General features: G+C 70.3%; 26 protein-coding genes. 10 read left to right on the top strand and 16 right to left on the bottom strand.

Going from position 1 to position 25684, the window contains the following annotated elements:
• The first annotated feature begins 152 nt into the window (after window positions 1-152).
• The 3 genes from AYO52_RS11160 to AYO52_RS11170 are packed head-to-tail and all read left to right on the top strand — an operon-like array spanning window position 153 to window position 3174.
• Window positions 153-1229 (top strand): diacylglycerol kinase, encoded by a 1077-nt coding sequence (locus AYO52_RS11160; RefSeq protein WP_067717157.1) that lies wholly within the window; start codon window positions 153-155, stop codon window positions 1227-1229.
• On the top strand, window positions 1226-2197 hold the full coding sequence (locus AYO52_RS11165) for a triacylglycerol lipase (RefSeq protein ID WP_067717159.1): 972 nt from the start codon (window positions 1226-1228) through the stop codon (window positions 2195-2197). Before AYO52_RS11160 ends, AYO52_RS11165 begins: the two co-directional genes overlap by 4 nt.
• On the top strand, window positions 2194-3174 hold the full coding sequence (locus tag AYO52_RS11170; RefSeq protein WP_067717162.1) for a triacylglycerol lipase: 981 nt from the start codon (window positions 2194-2196) through the stop codon (window positions 3172-3174). The genes AYO52_RS11165 and AYO52_RS11170 overlap by 4 nt, the downstream gene beginning before the upstream one ends.
• A 14-nt stretch (window positions 3175-3188) precedes the next feature.
• Here AYO52_RS11170 and AYO52_RS11175 read toward each other — a convergent pair whose 3' ends face one another.
• The 7 genes from AYO52_RS11175 to AYO52_RS11205 form a co-directional block, all read right to left on the bottom strand.
• Entirely contained in the window at window positions 3189-4253 is a 1065-nt protein-coding gene (locus AYO52_RS11175; protein ID WP_067717165.1) for an ABC transporter ATP-binding protein, read from the bottom strand.
• A 150-nt stretch (window positions 4254-4403) separates the two neighbouring features.
• Complete coding sequence (locus AYO52_RS11180; RefSeq protein WP_067717168.1) at window positions 4404-5729, bottom strand: ABC transporter substrate-binding protein; 1326 nt, start codon at window positions 5727-5729, stop codon at window positions 4404-4406.
• A 73-nt stretch (window positions 5730-5802) separates the two neighbouring features.
• A complete protein-coding gene (locus tag AYO52_RS11185) occupies window positions 5803-6645 on the bottom strand; it encodes a carbohydrate ABC transporter permease (protein ID WP_067717172.1) in 843 nt (280 codons plus the stop codon).
• Window positions 6642-7508: a carbohydrate ABC transporter permease gene (locus AYO52_RS11190; protein ID WP_067717214.1), complete on the bottom strand. Its 867-nt coding sequence runs from the start codon at window positions 7506-7508 to the stop codon at window positions 6642-6644. The genes AYO52_RS11185 and AYO52_RS11190 overlap by 4 nt, the downstream gene beginning before the upstream one ends.
• 248 nt (window positions 7509-7756) lie before the next feature.
• Entirely contained in the window at window positions 7757-8698 is a 942-nt protein-coding gene (locus tag AYO52_RS11195) for an Ig-like domain-containing protein (protein ID WP_067717176.1), read from the bottom strand.
• A gap of 107 nt (window positions 8699-8805) precedes the next feature.
• Complete coding sequence (locus AYO52_RS11200; protein WP_067717178.1) at window positions 8806-9723, bottom strand: Ig-like domain-containing protein; 918 nt, start codon at window positions 9721-9723, stop codon at window positions 8806-8808.
• A gap of 555 nt (window positions 9724-10278) precedes the next feature.
• A complete protein-coding gene (locus AYO52_RS11205) occupies window positions 10279-11193 on the bottom strand; it encodes a hypothetical protein (protein ID WP_067717181.1) in 915 nt (304 codons plus the stop codon).
• A gap of 99 nt (window positions 11194-11292) precedes the next feature.
• Here AYO52_RS11205 and AYO52_RS11210 point away from each other — a divergent pair, with 99 nt between their 5' ends.
• Window positions 11293-11820: a DUF1990 family protein gene (locus tag AYO52_RS11210; RefSeq protein WP_172812150.1), complete on the top strand. Its 528-nt coding sequence runs from the start codon at window positions 11293-11295 to the stop codon at window positions 11818-11820.
• Between the two features lie 32 nt (window positions 11821-11852).
• On the opposite strand, the gene AYO52_RS11215 is transcribed toward AYO52_RS11210, so the two are convergent.
• On the bottom strand, window positions 11853-12476 hold the full coding sequence (locus AYO52_RS11215; protein ID WP_067717186.1) for a TetR family transcriptional regulator: 624 nt from the start codon (window positions 12474-12476) through the stop codon (window positions 11853-11855).
• Between the two features lie 90 nt (window positions 12477-12566).
• Here AYO52_RS11215 and AYO52_RS11220 point away from each other — a divergent pair, with 90 nt between their 5' ends.
• Window positions 12567-13112: a DUF2020 domain-containing protein gene (locus tag AYO52_RS11220; protein WP_067717189.1), complete on the top strand. Its 546-nt coding sequence runs from the start codon at window positions 12567-12569 to the stop codon at window positions 13110-13112.
• 47 nt (window positions 13113-13159) lie between these two features.
• Here the strand turns inward: AYO52_RS11220 and AYO52_RS11225 are convergent, their stop codons facing one another.
• The 5 genes from AYO52_RS11225 to AYO52_RS11245 form a co-directional block, all read right to left on the bottom strand.
• Window positions 13160-13762: a TetR/AcrR family transcriptional regulator gene (locus tag AYO52_RS11225; RefSeq protein WP_067717217.1), complete on the bottom strand. Its 603-nt coding sequence runs from the start codon at window positions 13760-13762 to the stop codon at window positions 13160-13162.
• A 97-nt stretch (window positions 13763-13859) separates the two neighbouring features.
• Window positions 13860-14132: an antitoxin gene (locus AYO52_RS11230; RefSeq protein WP_067717191.1), complete on the bottom strand. Its 273-nt coding sequence runs from the start codon at window positions 14130-14132 to the stop codon at window positions 13860-13862.
• Window positions 14133-14234: 102 nt separating this feature from the next.
• Window positions 14235-14513 (bottom strand): GlsB/YeaQ/YmgE family stress response membrane protein, encoded by a 279-nt coding sequence (locus AYO52_RS11235; protein ID WP_067717194.1) that lies wholly within the window; start codon window positions 14511-14513, stop codon window positions 14235-14237.
• Between the two features lie 159 nt (window positions 14514-14672).
• The gene (locus AYO52_RS11240; RefSeq protein WP_067717198.1) at window positions 14673-14963 is read right to left on the bottom strand and encodes a GNAT family N-acetyltransferase; all 291 of its coding nucleotides are present in this window, start codon (window positions 14961-14963) and stop codon (window positions 14673-14675) included.
• Complete coding sequence (locus tag AYO52_RS11245; protein ID WP_067717200.1) at window positions 14960-15856, bottom strand: universal stress protein; 897 nt, start codon at window positions 15854-15856, stop codon at window positions 14960-14962. The genes AYO52_RS11240 and AYO52_RS11245 overlap by 4 nt, the downstream gene beginning before the upstream one ends.
• Window positions 15857-16112: 256 nt before the next feature.
• Here AYO52_RS11245 and AYO52_RS11250 point away from each other — a divergent pair, with 256 nt between their 5' ends.
• The 3 genes from AYO52_RS11250 to AYO52_RS11260 are packed head-to-tail and all read left to right on the top strand — an operon-like array spanning window position 16113 to window position 20518.
• On the top strand, window positions 16113-17111 hold the full coding sequence (locus AYO52_RS11250) for a pseudouridine synthase (RefSeq protein WP_067717219.1): 999 nt from the start codon (window positions 16113-16115) through the stop codon (window positions 17109-17111).
• Window positions 17112-17138: 27 nt separating this feature from the next.
• Window positions 17139-17909, top strand: coding sequence for an ABC transporter ATP-binding protein (locus AYO52_RS11255; protein WP_067717202.1), 771 nt, complete (start codon window positions 17139-17141; stop codon window positions 17907-17909).
• Window positions 17909-20518, top strand: coding sequence for an ABC transporter permease (locus AYO52_RS11260; protein WP_253702096.1), 2610 nt, complete (start codon window positions 17909-17911; stop codon window positions 20516-20518). The genes AYO52_RS11255 and AYO52_RS11260 overlap by 1 nt, the downstream gene beginning before the upstream one ends.
• Here the strand turns inward: AYO52_RS11260 and AYO52_RS11265 are convergent.
• Both AYO52_RS11265 and AYO52_RS11270 read right to left on the bottom strand, forming a co-directional pair.
• The gene (locus AYO52_RS11265; protein ID WP_067717205.1) at window positions 20515-21114 is read right to left on the bottom strand and encodes a TetR/AcrR family transcriptional regulator; all 600 of its coding nucleotides are present in this window, start codon (window positions 21112-21114) and stop codon (window positions 20515-20517) included. The genes AYO52_RS11260 and AYO52_RS11265 overlap by 4 nt on opposite strands.
• A 185-nt stretch (window positions 21115-21299) precedes the next feature.
• Entirely contained in the window at window positions 21300-22541 is a 1242-nt protein-coding gene (locus AYO52_RS11270; protein ID WP_067717208.1) for an acyl-CoA desaturase, read from the bottom strand.
• Between the two features lie 296 nt (window positions 22542-22837).
• Between AYO52_RS11270 and AYO52_RS18585 the strand changes: the two genes are divergently transcribed.
• The gene (locus AYO52_RS18585; RefSeq protein ID WP_167492364.1) at window positions 22838-22978 is read left to right on the top strand and encodes a hypothetical protein; all 141 of its coding nucleotides are present in this window, start codon (window positions 22838-22840) and stop codon (window positions 22976-22978) included.
• Window positions 22979-23108: 130 nt separating this feature from the next.
• Here the strand turns inward: AYO52_RS18585 and AYO52_RS11275 are convergent, their stop codons facing one another.
• Window positions 23109-23969: a mycofactocin-coupled SDR family oxidoreductase gene (locus tag AYO52_RS11275; RefSeq protein ID WP_067717211.1), complete on the bottom strand. Its 861-nt coding sequence runs from the start codon at window positions 23967-23969 to the stop codon at window positions 23109-23111.
• Window positions 23970-24068: 99 nt separating this feature from the next.
• Here AYO52_RS11275 and AYO52_RS11280 point away from each other — a divergent pair, with 99 nt between their 5' ends.
• Window positions 24069-25496 (top strand): NYN domain-containing protein, encoded by a 1428-nt coding sequence (locus AYO52_RS11280; RefSeq protein WP_067717225.1) that lies wholly within the window; start codon window positions 24069-24071, stop codon window positions 25494-25496.
• Window positions 25497-25684: the final 188 nt, after the last annotated feature.

Below are 25684 nucleotides of genomic sequence, written 5' to 3' on the forward strand. Positions count from 1 at the left end.
CCCACGTCGGGGGCCGTCGCAAGGCCCGGGACCCGGACACCGCGAAGGACGTCGGGGAGCGCGGGACCTCGCCCTACAGGAGCTGAACACCGAGGGCCGGATGCGTGGAAGCGGCAACCCCCGGGTCGGGGCGACGGATAGTGTCGGTGCCCATGACGATCCGGGTAGTGGAATGGTCGACGGGGTATCTGGGCCGGATGGCAGTCGAGGCGATCGCCGCCCGGCCCGAGCTGGAACTGGTGGGCCTGTACGTCTCCGACCCGGCCAAGGTCGGCGTGGACGCCGGGCGACTCGCCGGGGTGGACCGCGACCTGGGTATCGCGTCCACCGATGACACTGACGCGCTGCTCGCGCTGGACCCGGACGCGGTGGTCTACACCGCCGAGACCGAGACGCGGTTCGTGGACGCGATCTCCGACTTCTGCCGCTTCCTGCGCGCCGGTATCGACGTGGTGGCCTCCGGTCCGGTGCTGCTGCAGTACCCGCACGGCACCCTGCCCGAGGAGATGATCTCCGAGCTCGCCGCCGCCGGACGTGAAGGCGGCGCCACACTGCACGTCAACGGCATCGACCCCGGCTTCGCCAACGACGTCCTGCCGCTGGCCTTGACCAGCTTGTCCCGGCGGATCGACCACATCCACGTGGGCGAGATCGCGGACTACTCCGTGTACCACCAGGGTGAAACCATGCGGCGACTGTTCGGTTTCGGCGGGCCCATGGACTCGCTGCCGCCACTGCTGCGTCCGGGGATGCTCGCGGCGGGCTGGGGATCGGTGGTCCGCCAGCTCGCGGCCGCCCTCGACGTCACCCTCGACGAACCGCTCCTGGAGCGACACGAGCGCCTGCCCGCGGACCGCGACCTGACCTTGTTGGCGTGTGAGGTCCCGGCGGGGACGCAGGCGGCGTTGCGGTTCGAGGTGGTGGGACAGGTCGACGGCGAGGACCGCATCGTCCTGGAACACGTGACCCGCACCGCGCCCGGCCAGGCCCCCGACTGGCCGCGCCCGGACCACGGCGACGGCTGCTACCGCATCGAGATCACCGGCGATCCCGCGATGCGGGTGGAGTTCGGACACCACGCCGAGCACGGCGATCACAACGTCTCCGGCATGCTCGTCACCGCGATGCGGCTGGTCAACTCGGTGGAGGCGGTCGTGGCGGCGGCGCCGGGACTCGTGTACGCGAAGGACCTCCCGATGATCACCGGGCGTGGCTTAATGAGCACATGAGAACCCTGCGGGCCGCCCTGGCCGTCACCGCCGCCGCCCTCCTCGCGGTGACGGGCGCGGGCGCCGCGAACGCCACCGACCCGTCGACACGGGCACCGCTGCCGGTGCCGTACTCCTTCTTCGCCGGGGCCGCCCAGGCGCTCACGGCCCCGGGGGCGGAGCTGCCGGGGGCCAACGACTGGTCGTGCCGCCCCACCGCCGACAAGCCGCGCCCGGTCGTGTTGGTCCACGGCACCTCCGGTGGCGCGGTCACCAACTGGGCCACCTACGGGCCGCTGCTGCACAACGAGGGCTACTGCGTCTACACGCTCACCTACGGGGCGTTGCCCGGTCAGCCGTGGCCGGTCAGTCTCCTGGGCGGCTTGTCGGACATCACGGAGGTATCGGTGCCGCAGGTCGGCGAGTTCGTCGACCGCGTCCTCGCCTCGACCGGGGCCGAGCAGGTGGACCTCATCGGGCACTCGCAGGGGACGCTCGTCTCCGGCCTGGTCGCCAAGGTCGGCCGACCCGGCAAGGTGAACACCGTCGCCGCGATAGCCCCGCTGTGGCACGGCTCCCGCGGGACCGGGTCCGGGGCGATCGGCACCGCCCTGGCCAGCGGGGACCGCGGACGTGCGGTCGAGATCGCTCCGTCCCTCGGCCAGATGGCCGCCGGGTCGGAGACGCTCGAACTCCTGTGGTCGGGTGGCACCCCCTATGCGCCGGGCGTGACCTACCTCAACCTCGTGACCCGGTACGACCAGCTGGTCCGGCCGTACACCTCCGGTGTCGTCGAGGGTCCGCGGGCCACCAACATCACCATCCAGGACGGGTGTGAGCAGAACCGGGCCGAGCACCTGGCCATCGCCTCGGATCCCCGGACCGCGGACTTCGTGCTCAACGCCCTCGACCCCGCCGACCCGCGTGAACCGCGGTGTGAGGCGGTCGCCCCGTACCTGGGACCGATCCCCCCGCTGCCGGGATCGTGAACCGGACCGGGATCGCGGGACTGCTCGCGGCGGCGGCCCTCGTCGTCGTCGCCCCCGTCCCCGCGGCTGCCGCGCCCACGGCGGCGGCCGCTCCCGCCCCCACCACGGACCAGGTCCCGTGGCGGTGGTGGGACGGCGCGGCGTACCAACTCACCCACGGCCTGGCCGATCCGCCCGGCATCAACCGGGACGACTGCCGGCCGACCGCGCAGCGCCCCGCGCCGGTGATCCTCGTGCACGGCACCGGGCTCACCGGCGGGAACTCGTGGGCCACCCTCGGTGCCGCACTGGCCGCCGAGGGCTACTGCGTCTGGGCCCCCACCGTGGGCGCGCCACCCGGACCCGGCGGCGCCCCGGCGTCTGTGGGCGGCGTCGACTCGCTCACCGGCGCCTCGGCGCCGCAGCTCGCCGCCGAGATCGACCGGGTGCGTGCGCTCACCGGGGCCGCCGAGGTGGACCTGGTGGGGCACTCGCAGGGCGCGATCATCGCCTCCTACGTCACCGCGACCGCCCGGGCCGACGCCGTGCGCACCGTCGTCACGCTGGGCGCCGATCCCGCCCGGTCCGGCGACGGGCCACCCGAGTTCGTCACCGATCTGCTCGGCGTGCTGTCGCCCGACACCGCGCGGCAGGACGCCGAGGCGACGCTCGCGTGGCTGGGCGAGGAGGGCGTCCCGTTCGCGCGCGGGGTGCGGTACGTGGCGGTGTCCTCGGACTACGACGAACTCACCGGGCCGGTGGTGGCGCCGGAGGTGCCGGACTTCGTGGACCTGGACGTGGTGCGGCTGCAGGACGGCTGCGAGGTCGACCGCTCGGGGCACCTGACCGTGCTGGCGTCGCCTCGAGCGGTGGACCTGGTGATCGACGCCCTCGGCGGGCCGCGGGGCCCGGGTGGTGTCGAGCCGGCCGGCCCGCCGCCGCGCTGCGTTCCCGCGGATCAGCTGCTGGGCGTGCTCGCGCCCGTTCCGCCCCGGTGACCAGGCGCGCCGGATCAGTTCAAGCGGAGGCCGGTCTCGGGGTCGAACGCGTGGACCTCGGAGTCGACGTGCCGGACGCGGAGGCGCTCGCCGACCGCGGTCCCGTGTGCCCGGTCCAGGCGCACGGCGATCCGGTCGCCGGCGTCGGTGTGGCCGTACGCGAAGGACTCCGCGCCCAGCTCCTCGACCAGGTCCACCACCAGATCCAGGCCGGGTTCGTCCTCGCCCACAACCCGCAGTGACTCCGGTCGGGCACCGAGGGTGACGCGGTCGCGGCCCTCGAGTGAGGCGGGGATGGCCACCTCGGCGTCACCGACGTGGGCCCGGGAGCCCTCGACCGCCACCTCGAGGAGGTTCATGGCCGGCGTGCCGATGAAGCCGGCGACGAACGCGTTGACCGGCCGGTCATACAGCTCGCGGGGGGCCGCGACCTGTTGGAGGACGCCGTCTCTGAGCACCGCGACGCGCGTACCCATCGTCATGGCCTCGACCTGGTCGTGGGTGACGTACACCGTGGTCACGCCCAGCCGTCGTTGCAGCCCGGCGATCTCCCCGCGGGTGGAGACCCGCAGCTTGGCGTCGAGGTTCGACAGTGGCTCGTCCATACAGAACACCTTGGGCCGACGCACGATCGCCCGACCCATGGCGACCCGCTGGCGCTGGCCGCCGGACAGTTGGGAGGGTTTGCGGTGGAGGAGGGGATCCAGCTGCAGGATCCGCGCGGCCTCCTCGACCTGCTTGCGGGTGTCGGACTTGTTGACGCCGGCGTTGCGCAGTGCGAACCCCATGTTCTGGGCGACCGTCATGTTGGGATACAGCGCGTAGTTCTGGAACACCATGGCCACGTCGCGGTCGCGGGGAGCGACGCCGGACACGTCGAGCTCGTCGATGAACACGCGGCCGGCGTCGACGGGTTCCAGACCTGCGAGCATCCTCAGGCTGGTGGACTTGCCGCAGCCGGAGGGGCCGACCAGGACGAGGAACTCGCCGTCGGTGATGTCGATGTCGAGGGCGTCGACGGCGGGCGCCGATCCCTTGTCGAACCGGCGGGTCGCGTGGTCGAAGCGGACGGTGGCCATCGGGTGGGGTGCTCCTCGTGCGTGAATGTTCGGGGGAGGTGGCGCGGCTGTGGGGTCAGGGGTGGGGCCGGGGCCGCCGAACGACGCCGACGCCGGGGCCGGATACGAGGTGCCCGGCCCCGGGCGTAGGCGATCGCCGGCGGTGACCGGTCAGCCGTTGAGCTTCGGCTGGATCTGGGTCTCGATGATCTGCGCGGTCTCGTCCTGCACCTGCTGCATGGTCTCGCGGATGTCGGCGCCACCGAGGACACGGTCGAACGCGCCACCGATGCGCCTACCACCGTTGGGTACCAGGACACGGGCGTTGTCCTGAGGCCGGGTGTGCGCGAGCTGGTCGATCGCGGTGACCGCCTGCGGGGTCTCGGACAGGTAGGCCTTGATCTCCTGCGCCTCGCGGGCGGACTTACGGACCGGCATGTACCCGGTTCCCTGCGCGAAGGTCGCCGTCGACTGCGTGTTGGTGAGGAAGTCGATGAACTTCATGGCGTTGAGCTTGCGCTCGTCGGAGATACCGGCCGGGATCGCGACGCCCGCGCCGCCGGTCGGGCAGGAGTTCTTCTCGGCCGCCCCGGGCAGGAAGGCCGTGCCGAACTCGAAACCGGCGTTGGTCTTGGCGGTGGCGAGCGAGCCGGTGGAGGCCAGTGCACACGCGGCGAGACCGGAACCGAACTCGACGATCGAGTCGGCGGAGACCACCAGGAAACCGACGTCGTCGAGCTTCTTGATGTACTCCATGCCGCGAATGGTGCCGTCGTCGGTGAAGGTCGGGGTCCAGTCGCGGGAGAAGGCGCCGTCGAAGTCCCAGATGATGTTCTGCCCGGTCCAGTCCATGTAGTTGGAGCCGTCGTACATCGCGATGGCGTGCTTGCCGTCCCCGATGGCGTCCTGTAGGCGGGGTGCCCACTCCGCGAACTCGGTCCAGTTCTCCGGGCCGCGGTCGGGCAGCCCGGCGGCCCGCCACACCTCCTTGTTGTAGTAGAACAGCGGCGTCGACCGCGCGAAGGGCACGCCGAAGTTGTCGCCCTCGAGGACGTAGTCGCCCAGCAGGGCGTCGACGTAGTCAGCGGTATCGACGCCGGCCTCGGTGAACAGGTCGTTCAGCGGGGTGATCTGCCGGTTGAGCGCGAAGTTGAACCAGGTGACGTCGGAGACCACGACGACGTCGGGCAGCTCGCCGCCGGTGAGTGCCGCGTTGAACTTCTGGGCGACCTCCTCGTAGTTCTTCCCGCCGTCGACGAGGTTGACCTTGAGGCCCGGATTCTCCGACTCGAACGCCGCGATGATGTCGGTCTCGAGTGACTTGGAGTCACCGGGGTGGTTGGACCAGAACGTGATGGTGCCGGTGTCGCCGCCGGAGGCGGTTCCGCCCGACTCACCGGATGTGTCGCCGCCCGCGCCCGCGCAGGCGGTGAGGGTGGTGGCGGCCGCGGTGGCGCCGAGGACGCCGAGGAATCCGCGACGGTTCATGGGGTTCATTCGTGTCGGACCTTTCGTTGCTGCCGGACCGGTTCGGCCCGACGGGATTGGAGGTGGGATCGCGCGGAGTGGGTCATCCCTTCACCGCGCCGGAGGTCAGGCCCTTGATCATGTGGCGCTGGAGGATGAGGAACACGACGAGGATCGGGGTGATGGTGAGCACCGTGGCGGCCATGACCATCGGCCAGTCGGTGTAACCGCCGTCGGTGTTGACGAGGCGGGCCAGCCCGACCTGGAGCGGGGCGACGCGGTCGTCGGAGGCGATGAGGAATGGCCAGAGGTACTCGTTCCACTCGTTGACCACGGTGATGAGCGCGAAGGCGACCAGGGTGGGCCAACTCATCGGCAGTACGACCCGGAACAGCAGCTTGAGGTGCCCGCACCCGTCCATGCGCGCGGCCTCGATGATCTCGTACGGCAGGGTCAGGAAGTGGTTGCGCATGAGGAAGGTGCCGAACGCGACCCCCGCCAGCGGGATGATGATGCCCTGGAAGGTGTTGATCCACCCGAGCTGCGCCACCAGTGCGTAGTTGGAGATCACCGTGATCTGGTTGGGCACCATCAGGGCCGCGAGCACGACCATGAACAGGACGGACCGGCCTGGGAAGCGAAGGAAGACGAACGCGTAGGCGCTGAGGACCCCCAACGTGATCTTCACGATGCTGAGCAGGCCGGTGATGACCACCGAGTTGGTGAAGTACCGGAGAAACGGGACCTCGGAGAGCACCTGCGGGTACGCGTCACCGGTCAGCGGGGAAGGCCACCACACCGGCGGCTGGACGTAGACCTGGTTGTCCGGTTTGAGGGAGGTGACGACCACCCAGAACAGCGGGAGGCCGATGACCAGCAGGACGAGGATCATCACCGCGTACCCGATGATCCTGGTCGGCGTGGAGCCTGCGCGGACCGTGCTCATCGGGCGTTCCTGTCCATGACGCGGACCTGGAGGTAGGTGATGACCAGCAGGATGAGGAACATGATCGTCGCGACCGTGGCCCCGTAGCCGGCCCGGAAGTTCTGGAAGGTCTCCTGATAGACCTGGAAGACCATGGTGGTGGTGGCGTTGCCCTGGGGCCCACCGCGGGTCATCACGTAGATGATGTCGAAGACCTGGAGCGAGTTGAGCATCACGGTGATCGACAAGAAGAACGTCGTGGGGCGCAGCATGGGCAGTGTCACCGAGCGGAAGGTGGTCCACCGGCCGGCGCCGTCGATCTCGGCGGCCTCGTAGAGCTCTGCGGGTTTGGCTTGGAGCGCCGCCAGATAGATGACGAACGAGTAGCCCAGGTTCTTCCAGATGTAGGTGATGGTGATCATCGCCAGCGCCCAGTCGGGGTCCTGGTAGAAGTCCGGCACCGGGAGTCCGACCATTGTGAGCAGTGCCGAGACCATGCCGAACCGGGGATCGAAGATGAACTGGAACGCCACGCCGATGGCCGCCCCGGCGATGACGAACGGCGCGAACACCGCCGAGCGCACGATGCCGCGACCGATGAGCTGCTGGTCGAGCAGCAGGGCCAGGGCCAGCCCGAGCACCATGGACCCCACGACGGCCGAGACGGTGAACACGCCGGTGTTTCGCAGGATCAGCCAGCTGTCGTCCCGCCCGAACCACTCGACATAGTTGGCGGCTCCCACGAACGTCGAGGTGGGGGAGGAGATGTTCCAGTCGAAGAAGCTCAGCCGGAAGTTGTCCAGCAACGGCCGGTAGGTGAACACGCCGAGCAGTGCCAGGTTGGGCAACACCAGAGCGACGAAGAGCGCCTTCTCGCGGAACAGTCCGCCCGCCCAGGCCCGGCGCCGGGCCGGGCCGCGCTCGGCGAGGTCAGGGGGAGCGGTCGCCGGGTGCCCGTCGACCGGGGAAGACAGAGTCTGCACGCTGTGCAGCCTGGCCGGGAGAGGTGAACGGGTCCTTTCCGGACGATTGACCGCCGGTGGCCCGGCGAGGTCTAACCGGTACAGGTGTTGAAAAGCATGATGTCCCCACGCTTTTCATTCCGGACGGCCGGGCCGCCGGCGAGCGGGCGTCAGTAGTTCCAGTCGCCCTGGCCGTCGAACGCGCCGAACGGGCGGCCGGGCCCGTTCTTGACGATGAACGGGTCGCCGTTGCGGCTGATGTCGTAGTACCAGCGGGCGTCGGCGGGGCTGACGTTGATGCAGCCGTGGGAGACGTTGCGGACACCCTGGTCGGCGACCGACCACGGTGCGGAGTGGATGTAGATGCCGTCGTAGGAGAGCCGGACGGCGTCGTTGATGATCGAGTCGTACCCGCCGTCCTCGATGCGCAGACCGAACGTCTCCGAGTTCATGCGGACCTCACGGCCGCGCTGGCCGGTGTAGTAGGTGCCGTTGTAGGTCTCCCAGCCGGGCCGTCCGGCGGAGGCCCGCATGGTGCGGATGTGCTGGCCGTTGCGGGTGACGGTGACGAGCTTGGTGCGGTCGTCGAACTCGGCGATCACGGCGTCGCCGGTCCGGAACGACTGCTGACGCTTGCCGCCGGCCCACACGGTGACCGAGGTGTTGACCGGCCAGAACTCGTGGGGCCGCCAGCGCACCTCGCGGTCGTTCACCCAGTAGAACTTGCCCGGGACCGCCGGCTCGGTGCGGATGCCGATCGTGGCCTCGGCCCGTGCCCGGTCGCGGATGGGGCGGTCGAAGAAGAACATGACCGGCTGTGCCACGCCCACGATCTCGTTCGGGGTGGGGAAGATGTCGACGTTGCCGTACTCGGGCGTCGGCCGCGCGGGTCCGACGATCGGGTAGGTCAGCACGGGCATCGCGGCGACGCCCGGGATGGTCGGGGTGTACAGGGGCGCGTTCTCGAGCTGCGGCACCCCGGGAGGGCTCAGCGGCATGACGGACTGGGCCTCGGCGGTCGGGGCGGTGCCCGCGCCGACCGACACCCCCATGAGGAGCGCGATCGCGGCGAGGACTGCGGCGGCCACCGAGGGGCGGGAGGAACGGGTCATGTGAGGGGCTCCTGAGGGCGGCGGGGGATTCTCTAAGCGTTACGACAGACTTCTACGCGAGTATATCGTGCGTCACAACCGAAGTGTTTCCGACCGGCCGTCGGCGATCAGTAGTTCCAGTCGCCCTGCCCGTCGAAGGCACCGAACGGGCGGCCGGGACCGTTCACGACGATGAACGGGTCACCGTTGCGGGTGTTGTCGAAGTACCAGGCCGCGTCCTCGGGGCTGACGTTGATGCAACCGTGCGAGACGTTGCGGACGCCCTGGTCGGCGACCGACCATGGTGCCGAGTGGATGAAGATTCCGTCGTAGCTCAGTCGCACGCCGTTCTCGACGGTCGTGTCATACCCGCCGGCGGTTCGGTCCAGGCCCCAGGTCGAGGAGTCCATGCGCACCTCGCGGGCGCGCCAGCCGTTGTAGTAGACGCCGTTGTGGGTCGCGTAGGCGTCGCGGCCGGCGGAAGCCTTCATGGTGCGCACCACCTGGCCGTTGCGGGTGACGGTGACGGTGTGGGTGGCGTCGTCGTAGGTCGAGATCACCGCGTCGCCGGTGCGGAAGACGGTCTCACGCCCTCCGGCCCACACGGTGACGGAGGTGCCCGCGGGCCAGAATTCGTGTGGTCGCCAGCGCAGTTCCATGTCGCCGACCCAGTAGAACTTGCCGTCGACGGCGGGTGCGGTGCGGATTCCCACCGACGCCTCGGCGCGGGCGCGGTCGGCGACGGGCTGGTCGAACCGGATCATCACCGGTTGCGCGACGCCCACCGTCTCGCCCGAGGTGGGGTAGACCGAGGCCACCCCGGTCTCGGCCGTGGTCCGCCCGATGGCGGGGACGGGCAGGGTGAGCACGCCGGTCGATCCGCCGACCGCGGGCAGCGGTGCGGACTCGAGTCCGAGCGCGCCGACCGAGCCGGTGGATCCGGTGGGACCGAGGAGTGACTGCGCGGAGGCGGCGGGGGAGAGGCCGACGACGACGAGGCAGGCCGTGGCCAGAAGCGTTGCGAAGGACCGGGTGCGGCGAGACATCGTTCTCCTCGAAAGCGGGTACCGCGGCGGGCGGCGACAGCGGGGGCCGCGTGAGGGCGGACAGCCAACCCCACGCGTCACATAAGTAACATCAGTAACAGTACATACCAGGTGCCCGGCCTGTACATCTCCGAGGTCGGGCGGGGATCACGGTGGGTGCCCGCTCCGCGGGGGACGCGCACCGACCCGGCCGGACACCTTTCCAATGTTCGTTGGTATCGCCGCGGGGAGAACCGCTGGTAGATCCATGCGGGGTCCGTAGTTGAGCGGAAGTCAACGGAGAAACGCCTGATCATGGGCTTGATCGAACGGCAGGTGCAACATAGGGTCATTTCAGTCACCGCCGAGGGGTGGGTGGCGAAGTGAAGTGGTTGCTGAGGGGCTGCGACTTCACGTAACGAGGGGCCGGTCTTGCCGACCGGGGCACCTGGGGGGGGTGCCGACCCGCAGCCGAGAGGCAGCGTGGAGGCCGGATCGTACGCGATCTGCCAGATGGTGGGACGGCGTCGGATGCTGAGGGGCTCCGGCGCCGTTCCCCGTCATTTCGGCCCACCTCTAGCCGATGATCTCCTGTGCCACGCGGTGCAGTCCGGCCAGCGCCGACGACTCGGCCTGTGGTGACCTCGGCGTCTCGGGTCTGAGCATGGTGATGTGCCACAGCTCGTCGGCGGAGACGAGGATCGTGTGGACCTCGACGCCGCCGCCGGTGGGTGCCGCCACGCAGTCGATGTACATCGTGGCGGGCCGTGGGCCGACCGCGGCGGGTGCCCCGGGCTCGCCCGGGGCCGTCAGGCCGGCTTCTGCGGCACCCGGTCCGCGGATCTCCGAGCAGGCGTACCTGGCGCCCAGCAGTGTGGCCTGACCCGCGAGCGCGGCCTGGGCACCGTCGCGGGGCGTGACGACCCCGGCGGCAACGGTGTCGGGGACGACGTCCGGATCGAAGGCCGGCGGGGTGGTCGTCGCCGTGGTCGCCGAGGTCGTCATCGACGCGTCGGTCGTGGCCCCCGCAGCCGTGGTCTCCGCACCTTCCGTGTCCGCCGATCCCGTATCCGAGACCTCGGCGGCGTCGGCGTCGGTGTCCGTCGCCTCGGCGTCGGTCGTGCTGGTGCCCGCCAGTCCGGCTTCGTACCTCTCGGGTGACCCCGGGCCGCCGTAGGTGCACAGCAGCCCCAGGTCGCCGGAGCCGGTCGGATCGACCTCCGGCATGTCGGCACCGGTGAGGTCGATGATCTCCTCGGTGGTCAGGTCGAGGAGTTCGCACGCATTGAGCCGCTCGTCGAGTGCGGGCCGACCCTCGACCATCGCGGCGGCGACGTCGTGCCGGGGATTCGGGGTGAGTCTCGGCGGGCCCGCGTCACCCGAACCGGGGCCGGTGGCAGTGCACCCGGCGACAGCCACCGTGGCCGCCAGAGCGGCGAACCCTCCGGCGAGACGGCGTCCGCGCGCCGGACGGGGTCGCTGCGATCGCATGGCCCGATCCTACGGGTCGGCCCCACGGTCATGACCCCGACGTCCGGCGTTCACCGCGCGTGCGCGGCCCGCTCATCTCGCTCGGCGACACTGCCGGATGTGGAAGCGAGACGCGGGCGGGACGCGCAGCCGCTGCCGGGGCCCGCACTCGGCTACCGGCGTTCGGATCTGCACGAACACGGGCGCCCACCCGGGGGGTGGAGGGAGGTCGTCGCCCGCGCAGTGCTCGGCGAGGGCGTCGCCCTGTTCGACGTGGCCGCGGACGATCTGCTGCGTCTGGCCGCCCACGCCCGAGCGGGGATCAGGACGGAATCGGCGGAACCGCCCTCGGCATCGGACCTCGTCGTGCTCGACGGGCCGATGCGTGGACCCTGCCGACTCGTCGACCTGACCGACGAGTCGCTCCGGCAGGGCGTCGTCGTCGGCACCCTCGAGGGCAACACCGCGGTGGCCGAGCACCGCTGCCACCTCGACCTGCACCCCGGGACGGGCGAGGTCACGGTCACCGTCCGGACGGTGTGGCGGCCGCGCACCTTCTCGGTGCTGCCCGGTGCCGCGGGCCGCGAGGCGCGCGCCTACGAACGCATGGGCGACCGCCTGGTCCGGGCACTCGGCGGCACCTTCTGACAGGGCAGGGTGCCGTCGGGGGCAGCCGGACCTCAGGCGACGTCGGTCGGCTCGGTCACCGACCCCCGGATGGCATCGAACGATTCCCGGATGCGGTATTCGAGCAGGGAACCCGGCTCGTCGGTGCGCCACCGTTCGACGGCGATCCGGAGGATCGCGATCGACGCGGCCGCCACCGTCGCGGCCTCCACCGAGTCCGGTTCCCGCCCCTCCCGGCGCGCCACCAGGGCCGCCAGCTCCTTCTCGTTGCACGCCAGGATCTCGTAGACCTGGGTCCGGACGCTCGCCTCCCTGCGCCACATGTCGTGGAATCGGTCGAAGGCCCGGCTCTGTCGCCGTGCGTTGGACACCTGGTGCCACATGAGCCGTGAAAGGGCGGTCATGGTGGACACGCTGCGGTCGGTGAGGAACTCCCTCACCGCGTCACGACCGGCGGGGGGCGTGTCGGGGATGCACGCGGCGGCCTTGGACGGGAAGTAGTTGAAGAACGTCCGCCGCGACACGTTGGCGGCTCGGGCGATCTCGTCGACCGTCACCGCGTCGAGTCCCCGCTCGATCACCAGATCGACCGCGGCGGCGGAGATCGCACCGCGCAGGTCGCGGCGGCGGTCCTCCGCGCGGTCGGCGCCCGCAGCGATGCTCGTGGAGTCGCCCATCTGCCACCTCCCGGTGCCGTCGCCGTGTCGGCGGTCAGCCGCACCGCCACGGTCAACAGTACTGACCGACCCGGCATCTATCCTGGCGGTATGCGCAAACCCGCCTCCCCAGCCCTCGTCGCGGTGTCCGCGGTCCTGCTCGGTGCCCTCGCCGGGTGCGGCGGCTCCGAGCCGGCCCCGGAGATGGGCACCATCCGGACCGCCCCTCCCGAGACGACCGAGCCGGAACTGCCGCCGGTCGAACCGGTCGCGGATGCCGAGTGCCCGTACCTGTCCGCCGACGAGGTCACACGACTCAGCGGCCAGCCGGTCACCGACGTGCGGATCGACGACGGCGTGGAGCCCGCGGCCTGCTTCTTCTACGACTCAGACGGCGAGGTGCAGCTCACCACCACCGTGTATTCGGTCGCGTCCCCGGAGCGGGCGGCGGAGCTGGTGGAGGAGTCGGCGCCCTCCGACGAGGCCGAACCCTCGCAGGCGGAGGGAGGCTGGAGCGGCGGCCGTACGGTGGGGCTGGGCGGTGCGCTGGTGGTCCTGTCCCGCGACGCCCGGGTGCTGGCCGTGCAGTCCACGCAGGACGACCCGACGACGGCCCAGCGGATCGCTGACGTCACCGCGCCGCGGGTGGCGGGCTGACCCGCCGCGCGGGGATCACGTGCAATGGGGATCACGTGCAGTGGGGATCACGTCGGGTCGGTGACCATCCCCAGGATGAGCTCGGCCATGCTGCGGGCGGTCATCGCGGTGGTCCGGACCTCACCGAGCATCGCGGCGGTCACCGAGCCGTCGTGGAGGAGCGCCAACCGGTCGGCCAGGTCGGTGATGTTGTCCGGGTCCTCGAGGCCCATGCCGGCGAGCTCGGAGCGCAGGGTCTCGGCGACCCACTGTCGCTGATCGGCCACGGCGGCGCGGATGGCGCGCTCGCCGTCCGTCGCCGGGCTGGGGAACTCGATCGCCGCCGCGAGGTGGCAGGACCCGGGCATGGCGGGTTCGACCTGCTCGCGGACGATGTCGAACAGTGCCAGGATGCGGCCCCGGGCATCCGGGGCGAGGTCGGCGCGACGCCGCCACAGGTCACGGTCCCGTTCGGCGACCGACCGCAGGTAGGCCACGACGAGCTCGTCCTTGGACCCGTAGGTGTTGTACAGGCTGGCCTTGGCCACCCCGGCCTCCCGCAGGATCCGGTCGATCCCGACCGCACGGATCCCGTCGGTGGAGAACAGACGGGTCGCCGTCGCCAGGAGCCGCTCCCGCGGCCCGGGCTTGGTCGACCGTGTGCTCGTCACGGGGTACACACTATCGGCAGTGACCGCCGACACCACGGGGCCGGTGCCGCGCGCGGCGGACACCGGCCCCATCGCCTGACGGTGCGGTCGATGACGGTCAGGCCGGGGGTCGACCGTCGGCCGGGGGGCGGCTGTGCTGCGACGGATCCGGGTCCGGGGTCGGCGTGCCGTCCGGGGCGTCCGGGACCTCGGGCGCGTCCGCAGTGCGTCCGGTGAGGAACTCGCCAGCCTTCTGCTGGGCGGTGTCGACGTGCTGGGCGTGCTTGCCGCCGGTGCGCTTGTCGAACGCGTCGCCGGCCTTGTCGAGTGCCGAGTTCACTTTGCCCGGGTTCTTGCGGGCGAGGTCCTTGGCCTTGTCGAACAGTCCCATGTCGGACTCCTTCCACTCGGGGTGATGCAGACGGACGGCCCGGCCCCGACGAGGGGCCGGGCCGTCCGGATGATGCGGTGTCTCTGGCGTCTCGCGCAGGGGTCAGACCCTGGTGCGTCCGCGCCCCTTGACGGCCGAGACGATGAAGATGACCAGGATCGCGCCGATGATCGCGGCGACGAAGCCCCAGATGGAGAATGCCTCCGGCATGCCACCGCCACCGGTGACGAGCGAGACGAGGAGGCCGACGATGAAGGCGCCGATCACGCCGGCGAGAACGTTGGCGACGAGGCCCATCTGTGCGTTCTTGCCCATGATCATGGACGCGATCCAGCCAGCGAGGCCACCGACGATGATCCAGGAGATGATGCTCCACAACATTGTGGTTGTCCTTTCCCGAGAGTCGTACTCGGCCCGGAACGGGCCGCTCTCTCAGGAGAACACGACACCGACACGAAAGCTTCCGGTAGGGCGCACGGTGGCGTTAAACGTCGCTCACTCGTTACCGGTCCGTGTCCGCCGGGCCACCCGCCCGCGGCCTCAGGCGATCTCCGCGGCCTCCGGGTGCTTCTGGATGTATCCCGCGACGAACGAACACGACGGACGCACCCGCAGTCCCTCCTCCCGGGTCACCTGCAGCGCCTCACCGACCAGCGTCCCGGCGAGACCGCGCCCACCGAATTCGGACGCGACCACCGTGTGGGGGAACTCGCGGACGCCGTCCGTGCCGTCGGAATAGTCGGCGAAACCCGCCACCACGTCGTCCACGAGGATCTCGAATCGCCCGGCGGCGGTGTCACGCCGAACCTGAACGTTGTCCTCGCTGCTCATGAGTGCGATTCCGGACGAACGACCATCACCGGGCACGGGGCCGCCTGCAGGAGCGCCCGGGAGGTGGAGCCGAGGACCATGCCCGTGAACCCGCCCCGCCCGTGGGAGCCGACGACGACGAGCTGGGCGTTCTCGGCCTGCTCGACGAGTGCCCGGACCGCGCGATCGCGCGTGACGAGCCGCTGCACCTCGACATCGGGGTACCGGTCCGAGAATCCCGCCAGCCGCTCCGACAGCGTCTGGAGCTGCTGCTGCTCGAGTTCCTTCCAGTCATCCTCGGTGAGGGAGATCCCGGCCGCCGCGGCCTGCACCTGCGGATCCATCCAGGTGTGCACGGCGACGAGGGGGGCGGACCGCGCGGAGGCCTCGGCGAACGCCCACTCGGTGGCCTTGGCGCTGACCTCGGAGCCGTCGATCCCCACGACGACCGGGCCGCTGCGGTTCAGGTCGTCCGTGTCCTCCCGGGTCACCACGACCGGGCAGAACGCGTGGCTGGCCACCGCCGCCGACACCGAGCCGAGCACCATGCCCTTGATCCCGCCCAGGCCGCGGGAACCCAGGACGATGAGCTTGGCCTTGCGCGAGTAGTCGATGAGCACCTGCGCGGGGTTGCCCTCGACGATCGCGTGCGACACCTCGATGCCGGGCGCCACCTTGGCCGCGGTCTCACGGGCCTTCTCGATGATGGGCGTGCACTCCCGCTCCAGCTCGTCGTAGACGGGCTGCGGAGGGATCATCCCCTCGGCGAACATCGCGGCCGGCATCGTGTAGCTGGTCACGAGGAGCAGCGGGACGCGGCGGGTGGCGGCGGTGTTGGCGGCGTACGCGACCGCACCGGTGGAGGCGGCGGAGCCGTCGACGCCGACGACAACGGTGTTCTCGAGGGAAGCCATGACCCCGACCCTACCGCCGGGATACGACACCGGATCGCGGTTTGGGAGTGGGCCGTCTAGAGCTGGTCCGGAAACGGGGCGTTGGCCGGGTAGGCCATGTTGAAACTCCCCTGGAACGCCGGGAGGACGACGCGGCCCGGGCCGAAGAGGAAGAAGTCGACGACGACGTCGATCATGGGCGCTCCCGAGTGTTCAGAGTGGTGCGAGGGACAGATGGTGCTCGAGTGAGTGTAGCCCACCGACTAGGCTCGTGGACGTGTCCAGTTCGAGACGCCGTGGGCGGCCCCTCCCGCTGCGGAACGGTGTCGACCCGGTCCGGATCCGGCTGGCCGACCCCGGACAGGGGCCCCGCAGCATCCCCGAGGAGCTGCGCCGACGCTTCCCCGACCGGCTCGCCCAGCTCACCGTGGCCCTCGAGGCGGGGCAGGTCGTCACCGCCGACGGGGCACCGGTCACCGCCGCCACCCGGCGGCACCGGGGGATGGATGTGTGGATGTACCGGACGCCGGAGCCCGAGATCCCGGTCCCGTTTGAGGTCGAGGTCCTGCACGCGGACGACCGCCTCGTCGTCGTCGACAAACCCCACTACCTCGCCACGACCCCCCGCGCGGGGCACGTCACCGAGACCGCACTCGTCCGGCTCCGGCGCGATCTCGCGCTGGACGACCTCGCGCCCGCCCACCGCCTCGACCGGCTCACCGCTGGCGTCCTGGTCTTCACCGTCGATCCCGCGCACCGCGGCGCCTACCAGGAACTCTTCGCCGCCCGCCGGGTCACCAAGACCTACCTGGCGGTCGCGACCGCCCCCGACGGGGTTCCCACCGAACGGCAGCGGTCCAGCCGGATCGTCAAGACCCGCGGCGTCCTGCAGGCGGCCGAGGTCGACGGCGAGCCCGACGCCCACACGCGCATCACCCTCCTGGGCACCCGGGGCGACGGGGCCGGGCGGATCGGGCTCTACCGGCTGGAACCCACCACCGGCCGCACCCACCAGCTGCGCGTGCACATGAACGCCCTCGGGACCCCGATACTCGGCGACGACCTCTACCCCCGTGTGCTCGACGTTGCCCCCGGCGACTTCTCGACACCACTGCAGTTGCTGGCCGAGTCGATCGCCTTCACCGACCCCGTCTCCGGTGAGAATCGCGAGTTCGCCACCCGGCGGACCCTCGACGCCTGGACCCGTGAGCAGGATCAGGGTGGACACCCGGGCAATCCCCCATCGGCTTCCGCTCCGAATTCCTGCAAGCTTTAGATCGACCACCATGATCCGAGGGAGCACATGACCACCCAGGCCGAGACCCACCAACACGACGGCGAGCCGCACTCCGCGGCCGCCGTCGCCACCGACCTCGTCATGACCTACGGGGAGGGCGAGACCGAGGTCCGTGCACTCGACCACGTCAGCGCGACCTTCGAACGCGGACGGTTCACGGCGATCATGGGCCCCTCCGGCTCGGGCAAGTCGACCCTCATGCACTGCATGGCGGGACTGGACCGGCCGACCTCCGGGTCGGTGCGGATCGGCGATACCGAGATCGTGGGGCTGGCGGACAAGGAATTGACGGCGCTGCGACGCGACCGCATCGGATTCGTGTTCCAGTCCTTCAACCTCGTCCCGACCCTGACGGCCGAGGAGAACATCACCCTGCCCCAGGACATCGCCGGCCACGGCATCGACCGGGCCTGGTTCGACGAGGTGATCGGCCGGCTGGGGATCGCCGACCGGCTCTCGCACCGGCCGTCCGAACTGTCCGGCGGCCAGCAGCAGCGCGTGGCGTGCGCGCGCGCCCTGGTCGGCCGCCCGGACATCCTGTTCGGTGACGAGCCCACCGGCAACCTCGACTCCACCTCCTCGGCCGAGGTCCTGGCCATCCTGCGCAGCGCCGCAGACGACTTCGGTCAGACTGTCGTGATCGTCACCCACGACCCGCGCGCCGCCACCTACGCCGACCGCGTCCTGCTGCTCGCCGACGGCCGGGTCGTCCGCGAGCTCGCCCACCCCACCGCCGACGAGATCCTGGCGGCCATGGGCGCCCTCGAGGAGCGGTGATGGCGGCCAGGCACGCCTCCGGGCACGCCGGACGCGCCGGCGGGGGGCGACACGAGTCCGCCCACGCCCCGCGCCACACGCGCCCGATGCTGCGCGTGTCGCTGCGCAACATCGCCGCCCACAAACTCCGCCTGGTGCTGTCCGTGCTGGCGGTGGTCCTGGGCACCGCGTTCGTCACCGGCTCGCTGGTCTTCACGTCCACCCTCAAGAGCACCTTCGACGGGCTGCTCGACCAGGGCACCGCGGACCTCGCCGCGATGATCGAACCCGAGGACCCCCGCGGGGCGGGCGTGCCGTTCGAGGTGGCCGAGCAGGTGCTCGACCTGCCGGGCGTCGAGGCGGCCATGCCCGGCGTGTCCGGCACCGTGGTGCTGTTCAACGCCGACGGCACCCCGTACCAGTCCGGCGGCGCGCCGTCCGAGGGCCTGGCCTGGATCGATCCCGACGACGCGGTCGGCGAGAGCAGCTGGATCACGGACGGCCGCGCCCCCGCCGCCGACGACGAGGTCGTCCTCCCCGAGACCGTGCTCACCGCCGCCGGCCTCGCCGTCGGCGACACCGCCGAGGTCTACACCACCGGGCAGGGCGTCCTCGACGTGACCGTCGTGGGTGCCTACGCCAACGAGACCGACATCGGCGGGTACGTGGGCGTCGGGTTCTCGGAGGAACGCGCCCGCGCCCTGTTCACCGACGGCGAGAACGCCTCCAACGTCTCCGTCCGCGCGGAACCGGGCGTGAGTCAGGAGGAGGTCCGCGACACGATCGCGGCCGAGTTCCCCGACTACGAGGTCCGGACCGGCGAGGAGATCAAGAAGCGACTGTCCGAGCAACTGTCGACCGTCCTCGACTTCATCAACTATTTCTTCGTCGCGTTCGGGCTGATCGCGCTGCTGGTCGGCACGTTCATCATCTACAACACCTTCTCCATGCTCGTCGCCCAGCGGCTGCGGGAGCTCGCGCTGCTGCGCGCGATCGGCGCCTCCCGCGGGCAGCTCACCCGATCGGTGATGGCCGAGGCCGCCGTCACCGGGCTCGTCGGCTCCGGGATCGGCGTGGTGGTGGGCTTCGGCCTGGCCCAGCTGATCTTCGTGGCGCTCGAGGCCTTCGACCTGGGCATCCCGTCCGGAGCCCTCTCGCTCACCCCGATGTCGGTCATCACCCCGCTGGTGTTGGGCTTCGTCGTCACAGTCTTCTCCGCCTGGGCGCCCGCCCGACGCGCCGGACGCGTCGCCCCGGTGCAGGGCATGCGAGTCGGCTCGGCCACCACCGAGGCCGGCGGCGGATGGCGCACCGCCGTCGGCCTGTTCGCCGTGGTGAGCGGCCTCATGCTCGCGGTGATAGGTACCTGGCAGGAGACGACGCGGGACGGTGCGATCACGGTCGGTGTCGGTGCGGCCGCGCTGATCATCGGCAGTTTCCTGGTGATGCCCGCGCTCGCCAAACCGATCGCCGGTGGCATCGGCAGGGTGATCGGCGCACCGTTCGGCGCGGTCGGCAAGCTCGCCGCCACCAACGCCGGACGCAATACCCGCCGGACCGCCGCGACCGCGTTCGCGCTCACGCTGGGACTGACCCTGGTGGCGGCGTTCGGAACCCTCGGCGCCACCACGAAGGAGAGCGTCAGCGGCGTCATCGACCAGGACATCAACGCCGATGTCGTGGTCCAGGGCGTGGCCTCCCAGGGGCCGCCGACCCCGCTGCCCGGCGGCATCGAGCAGCGGATCGCGGACGTGGACGAGGTCGGCGACGTGGCCTGGCTGGCCTTCGCGTTCGCCCAGCTCGCCGGGGAACCGCAGGCGCTGTCCGCCGCCGGCGGGCCCGTCGGCGAGATGATCGACGCCACCGTGGTCGACGGTTCGCTCGACCCCGGCCCCGACTCGCTCGTCGTGTCCCGGACCGTCGCCAGGGACAAGGGGTGGACGATGGGCGCCTCCGTGCCGCTCGTCGCGCCCGACGGCAGTGAGAGCACCCTCCGGGTCACCGGGATCTACGAGGACTCCCAGATCCTCGGGCAGTTCTACACCGGGATGGACGTCTACGAACGCCTGGTGCCGGAGAACCTGCGGTCGACCTTCAACGTGCTCGTCGCGGCGGATGACGGGGTGAGCGAGGACGAGGTCCTCGCGGCGGTGACCGACGAGCTCACCGACATCCCGATCGCGATGGTCCAGAGCAAGCAGCAGTACATCGACACCCAGACCGGCGGGATCGACCAGCTGTTGACGATCATCTACGCGCTGCTGGGGCTGGCCCTGGTCATCGCGGTCCTGGGGATCGTCAACACCCTCGCCCTGTCGGTGATCGAGCGACGCACTGAGATCGGGATGCTCCGCGCGGTGGGCATGCAGCGCTCGCAGGTCCGCCGCACGATCAACCTCGAGTCCACGCAGATCGCCGTGTTCGGCGCGTTGATCGGCGCGGCGGTGGGCGTCTACCTCGGCTGGGCGTTCGTCACCGTGCTCGCGGACAGCGGACTGACGGAGACGACGATCCCGTGGGGCAGCATCGGCGTCGTGCTGGCGGCCTCGGCGGTCGTCGGGGTCCTCGCGTCGTTGTGGCCCGCGCACCGGGCCGCCAAGACCGACCCGCTCGAGGCGATCTCGGACTAGCGGCGGAGGCCGAAGAGGTTGCGGGGACCGCGGTGCTCGTGGCGGGCGAGCACCGCGCCCAGCACCTCGGCGTCGTGCTTGTGGTCGACCTCGACGCCGGCCAGCCTGCCGACCGTGCGCTCCCACAGCAGGCCCTCGTACACGGTCAACAGGTCCAGTGCGGCTATGGCCGGGTCGCGCAGCCCGGCGGCGTCGAGTGCGCCGACGAGGTCGCTCGGATCGAGCAGGGCGGCCACGAGGTCCGTGGTGTCCTCCTTGCCGGCGAGTTCGACGATCAACGCCGACCTGGCCGCCAACTCACCGCGGTAGTCGGCCAGCAACCCGTCGACCATGCGCGTGAGCATCCCCAGCACGTCGTCGGCGTCGGAGGACGCCAACTCCTGGATGCCCGAGACCTCGACGAATCCCCTCAGCAGCGAGATGAGCCGGTCGACGGTGAGGGCGAGCAGCTGCGCGCGGGTGCGGCAGTAGTAGGAGGTGGAGCCCGACGGCAGTCCCGCCTCCGAGTCCACGGCGCGGTGGGTGAGGGCACGGACCCCGTCCCGCGCCACGACCTCGATCGCGGAATCGGCGATGAGCATGCGCCGGTCCTCCATGGGGGCTCCCGTCGTCGTGTTCCACGGACATTCAGCTCGACCGGTGTAGTGCCGGACGTCGACGGGTCCCGCCGACTCGAGCGACAGCCTATCGCCGTACGGGGCCGTCGGCGTCGGAATCACGGACGCCCCGGCACCGGTCTCCGGTGCCGGGGCGTCCCTGGCGTCGATCCTGCGGCCGCTGGTCAGGCCACGGCGGCGACTGTGCGGGCCCGCCGCGTGGCGCGGTGGTGCTGCAGCGCGGTCTTCAGGCCCGCCCGCTGACCCTCCACGGCCGGCAGCGGCTTGGGCAGGTCGGCGAACATCCGCTCGGAGTGGGTCTCCGGCGCGTCATCGGTCGTGTCGCGCAGCATGTGGTTGGGCAGCGACAGCTTGGCGATGGTGCGCCAGGTCTTGAAGTACTGCACCGGCAGGGGGCCGGCCACGTAGGGCAGGTCGTACTTGCGGCACACCTCACGTACCCGGATGGACGCCTCCGCGAGTCGGTTGGACGACATGTCCGGGTAGATGTGGTGCTCGATCTGGTACGACAGGTTGCCGGACATGAAGTCGACGACCGGACCGCCGGTGATGTTGGCGGAGCCGAGCATCTGCCGCAGGTACCACTCTGCCTGCGTCTCGTTCTCCACGTCCTTCTTGGTGAACTTCTCGGCACCGTCGGGGAAGTGGCCACAGAAGATCACCGCGTTGGTCCAGACGTTGCGGATCCCGTTGGCGACCAGGTTGGCGGTGGCGGTGGACTTCCACCCCTTGCCGGACAGCAGCGGGTAGAAGACGTAGTCCTTGGCGAGCTGACGGCCGGCCTTCTTGGCGAAGAGCGAGAGCTTGCTCATGGTCTCGCGACGGTCGTCACGACCCTTGGCGACCTTGCCCAGCTCGAGGTGCTGGATCCCCACGCCCCATTGGAACAGCAGCGCGAGGGCCGCGTTGTAGGCGATGTTCCCGTAGTAGAAGGGGTGCCAACGCTGGTCGCGGGTCACCCGGAGAACGCCGTACCCCACGTCGTCGTCCAGGCCGACGATGTTGGTGTACTTGTGGTGGATGTAGTTGTGGGTCTGCTTCCAGTGCTCGGCGGTGCCCACGATGTCCCACTCCCAGGTGGTGGAGTGGATCTCGGGGTCGTTCATCCAGTCCCACTGCCCGTGCATGATGTTGTGGCCGAGTTCCATGTTCTCGACGATCTTGGCGACACCGAGGGTGCCTGCGCCGATCGCCCAGGCCGTGCGGTTACGCGAGCCCACGAGGAGCAGTGCACGGGCCGCGATCTCGAGTCCCCGCTGGAAACGGATCGTATTGTGGATGTACGCGGCATCTCGCTCGCCGAGGGAGCCGATGATGTCCTGACGGATCTGCTCGAGCTCCGCGCCGAGGGCTTCGATGTCGGACTCGGAGAGGTGCGCGAATTCCGGGATGTCGGTGATGGCCATGAAGCTACGGTACCGTAACTTACGGTCGCGTAGGTACGTTCGGTTGCGCGGGTCACAATTTCGGTGTGCGGTGAGCTGATCGATCACCGCCCAGTTGTGGTGTGGCCGAGGACTCTTTTCCGGCGCCGAAGCGTGCGTGGCCTGCGCGGGAGTTCGACGATGTCACGCCGGACATCACGGTTGTGTAACGTCGAGCGGGTTCGTGACGACATAGATGGCGTTACGTGGGGTACAGACAGAACGCCCGATACCGCAGTACGACTCAGTACGCAGCAGTAAATACGAGGGGACACATCATGAGCAACGCCAACGACATCTTCCTGCAGGCCATCCAGCCGGTCATCGACATCTTCTGGTCGCTGGTGTGGACCGCCACCGGTTCGACCATCAGTGTTCCCCGTCCGACCGCTCCCGCGGGCACTCCCGAGTCGGTCTGATCCTTTCGAGCGCCGGGTTCATCGCCCGGTGATCTCCGCGGCAGCCCGCCCCTCGCTCGAGGGGCGGGCTGCCGCGTTTCATCCGGTCGGCCGGGTGGGTGGCGGTGGTGGCAGCGGCCGTGCCGCCGGCTCAGAGGCCGAACTTCTCGCTGCCACCCAGGTCGATCGGGATGGAGGCGCCGGTGATACCCGCGCCCTCGTCGCTGCACAGGTAGACGGCCATGGACGCGATCGCCGACGGCTCGACCCACGGCTGCGGCATCTGGTTCATGCCGCTGAAGGTCTCCGCGGTGTCCTCGAGCGTGGTGCCCTGCCCGCCCGACATCATGGCGATCATCGAGGGGTTCTCGATCATCGGCGTACGGACGTTGCCGGGGTGGATCGAGTTGCACCGGACGCCTGAGAACCCGAGCTCACCGGCGAGGGCCTTGGCGAGTCCGCGCACGGCCCACTTGGACGTCCCGTAACTGGCGGTGAAGGAGCCGCCCCGCAGTCCCACCATCGAGCTGATCAAGACCACTGAGCCGCCGCGCCCGGTCGTCAGGATGTGGGGGATCGCCACCGTCGTCGTCACCCACGTGCCCTTGAGATTGATGTCGAGCGTCGTGTCCCACTCCTCCTCGCTCCGCTCCCAGGACGCGGCGGGCTGGGGCGAGACCCCGGCATTGGCCACGACGAAGTCCAGGCCGCCCAGCTCGGCCACCGCGGCGTCGACGGCTGCACGCATGCCGGGAAGGTCCCGAACGTCGACCTCCCCGGTGATGCAGCGCCTGCCGAGCGCGCGAACGGACTCGGCGGTGGCCTCGAGGTCCTCCGGATTGGCCATCGGGTAGGGGACCGTCTCGATGTCCCGGCACAGGTCGAGGGCGATCACGTCACATCCGGCGGCGGCGAACGCCTCGCAGTGTGCGCGCCCCTGGCCGCGTGCGGCGCCGGTGACCAGCACGACCCTTCCGCTCAGATCGGCCTGGGTGGGGACGGCTTGCGACATCGGGGCTCCTGACGTGGTTCGGCGGCGGACCCTGCGGGGTCGCCCGCCCTGCGGCATGCTGGAAGTCAACGTAGACAATCAGAACAGGTAGTGATCATCATGCTTGAACGGACCCTGGTCCTCGTGGATACCTCGTATCTACTGGCTAGTTTCTACAACTCGTGGGAGGAGGGTGCGCGCGGCCAGTTAGAGATATCCCTGGCCACGGTCGTGCACCGTTTAGACCACGTAGCCCACGGTCTGGTGGACCAGCCGGTCCAGCGCCAGAACTGGTATGACGGCATCCCGGACTCCGGCCCGCACCGGTATCAGCGCACTCTCCGTGTGATCGAGGGCGTGCAGCTGCGCGCTGGCCAGTTGATCGAGTGGGGTGAGAGACGAACCCAAAAGGCGGTCGACACCCTCCTCGTCGCCGACATGATCCAAGCCGCCTACAAGGGCCAGTGTTCGGACATGGTCCTGGTCACCGGGGATGCCGACATGATCCCCGGCGTGCGGGTGGCCGTGGACGCCGGTGTCCGGATGCATCTCGTGGGTTTCGGCTGGGATTCGATCTCTTCTGCGCTGCGACACGCCTGCGACACCACGACCGTGCTCGATCCCCGCACCGACTTTCACGACGCCATGCAGATCAGGGTCCTCGAGGGCCCCATCCCCCCGAAGGTCAGGACCCCGACGGCGCCTCCGGTGCATCCGGGGGAGGACGCCCACGAGACCGAGGAGTCGGTGGGGATGGCCGACGTCGTCCTGCGCTCGGATCGCGCCTCGGCCACCTCGGTGGCCGACGAGACCCGCCTGACGGCCGCCGAGGAGGAGCGTGCGGCCGATGCGGAGGAGCTGGCGGCAGACGAGCAGGAGTGCGCGGCGAGAGCCGAGTCCGAGCCGCCCGCGCCGGAGGCCGGGGATTCCGCGCAGGAACCAGTCGAACCGCCGACGGCCGGTAAGGTCCCCACGCCTGGCGCGTCGTCGAAGCCCGAGAGCGCACAGAACCCGGGGCCGTCGCCCGCGCAGCTGGCCAAGCAGAACGACAAGACCGAGAAGGCGGGGGAGTCCGGGCGGCCCAGCCCAGCCGAGGCCGCCGAGGCGCACCCGGGCCCCCAGCCCACAGCGCAGTCCTCCCTGGTCGCCCCGCAGTTCGCGGGCTCGGTCCAGAAGCCCTCGGACCCTGGCGCGGAGCCCAACGGGTCGTCCCGGCCGAACCCGTCGATGATGGCTCCCCATCGTCGGCCGCTGAGGTCGAAGTTCGTGCCGCTCCCTGACGAGGTCTGGACCTCGTCCGGTGAACAGACCCCCTTCGACGTGGGCCAGCAGTACGCCACGTGGTGGTACGAGCGGGCCGCCACAGAGAGTCAGCGAGATCAGGCGCATCTCCTCTCGGGCGGCGTGCTTCCCCCGGGGATCGACCGCCCGTTGTTGCAGTTCGCCTGCCAGATGCTCAACGAGTTCACCCTGACGGAAGCCCAGCGGGTTCGCCTGCGAGACGGGTTCCACGAGGGGATCCGGGCAGTCCTGCTCAAGCACCGCTGAGGCCTTCCCGTCCGCCGGTCAGAAGGGCGGCGGGTCGGGGTCGTGGTGGTGGTCGGGTGTGGTCTCTGGTGGTGGGGCCATGGTGTTGGCTTTGCGTTCGGCGGCCAGGCGTAGGGCGCGTCGGTACCAGTGGGTGCTCTGGGGTCGGGGGTCGAGCCAGGGTCGGCGTGGGGGTGGGATGTCGGCGT

It is taken from the genome of Dietzia sp. 111N12-1, assembly GCF_001658045.1.
GTDB classification, from domain to species: Bacteria; Actinomycetota; Actinomycetes; order Mycobacteriales; family Mycobacteriaceae; genus Dietzia; species Dietzia kunjamensis.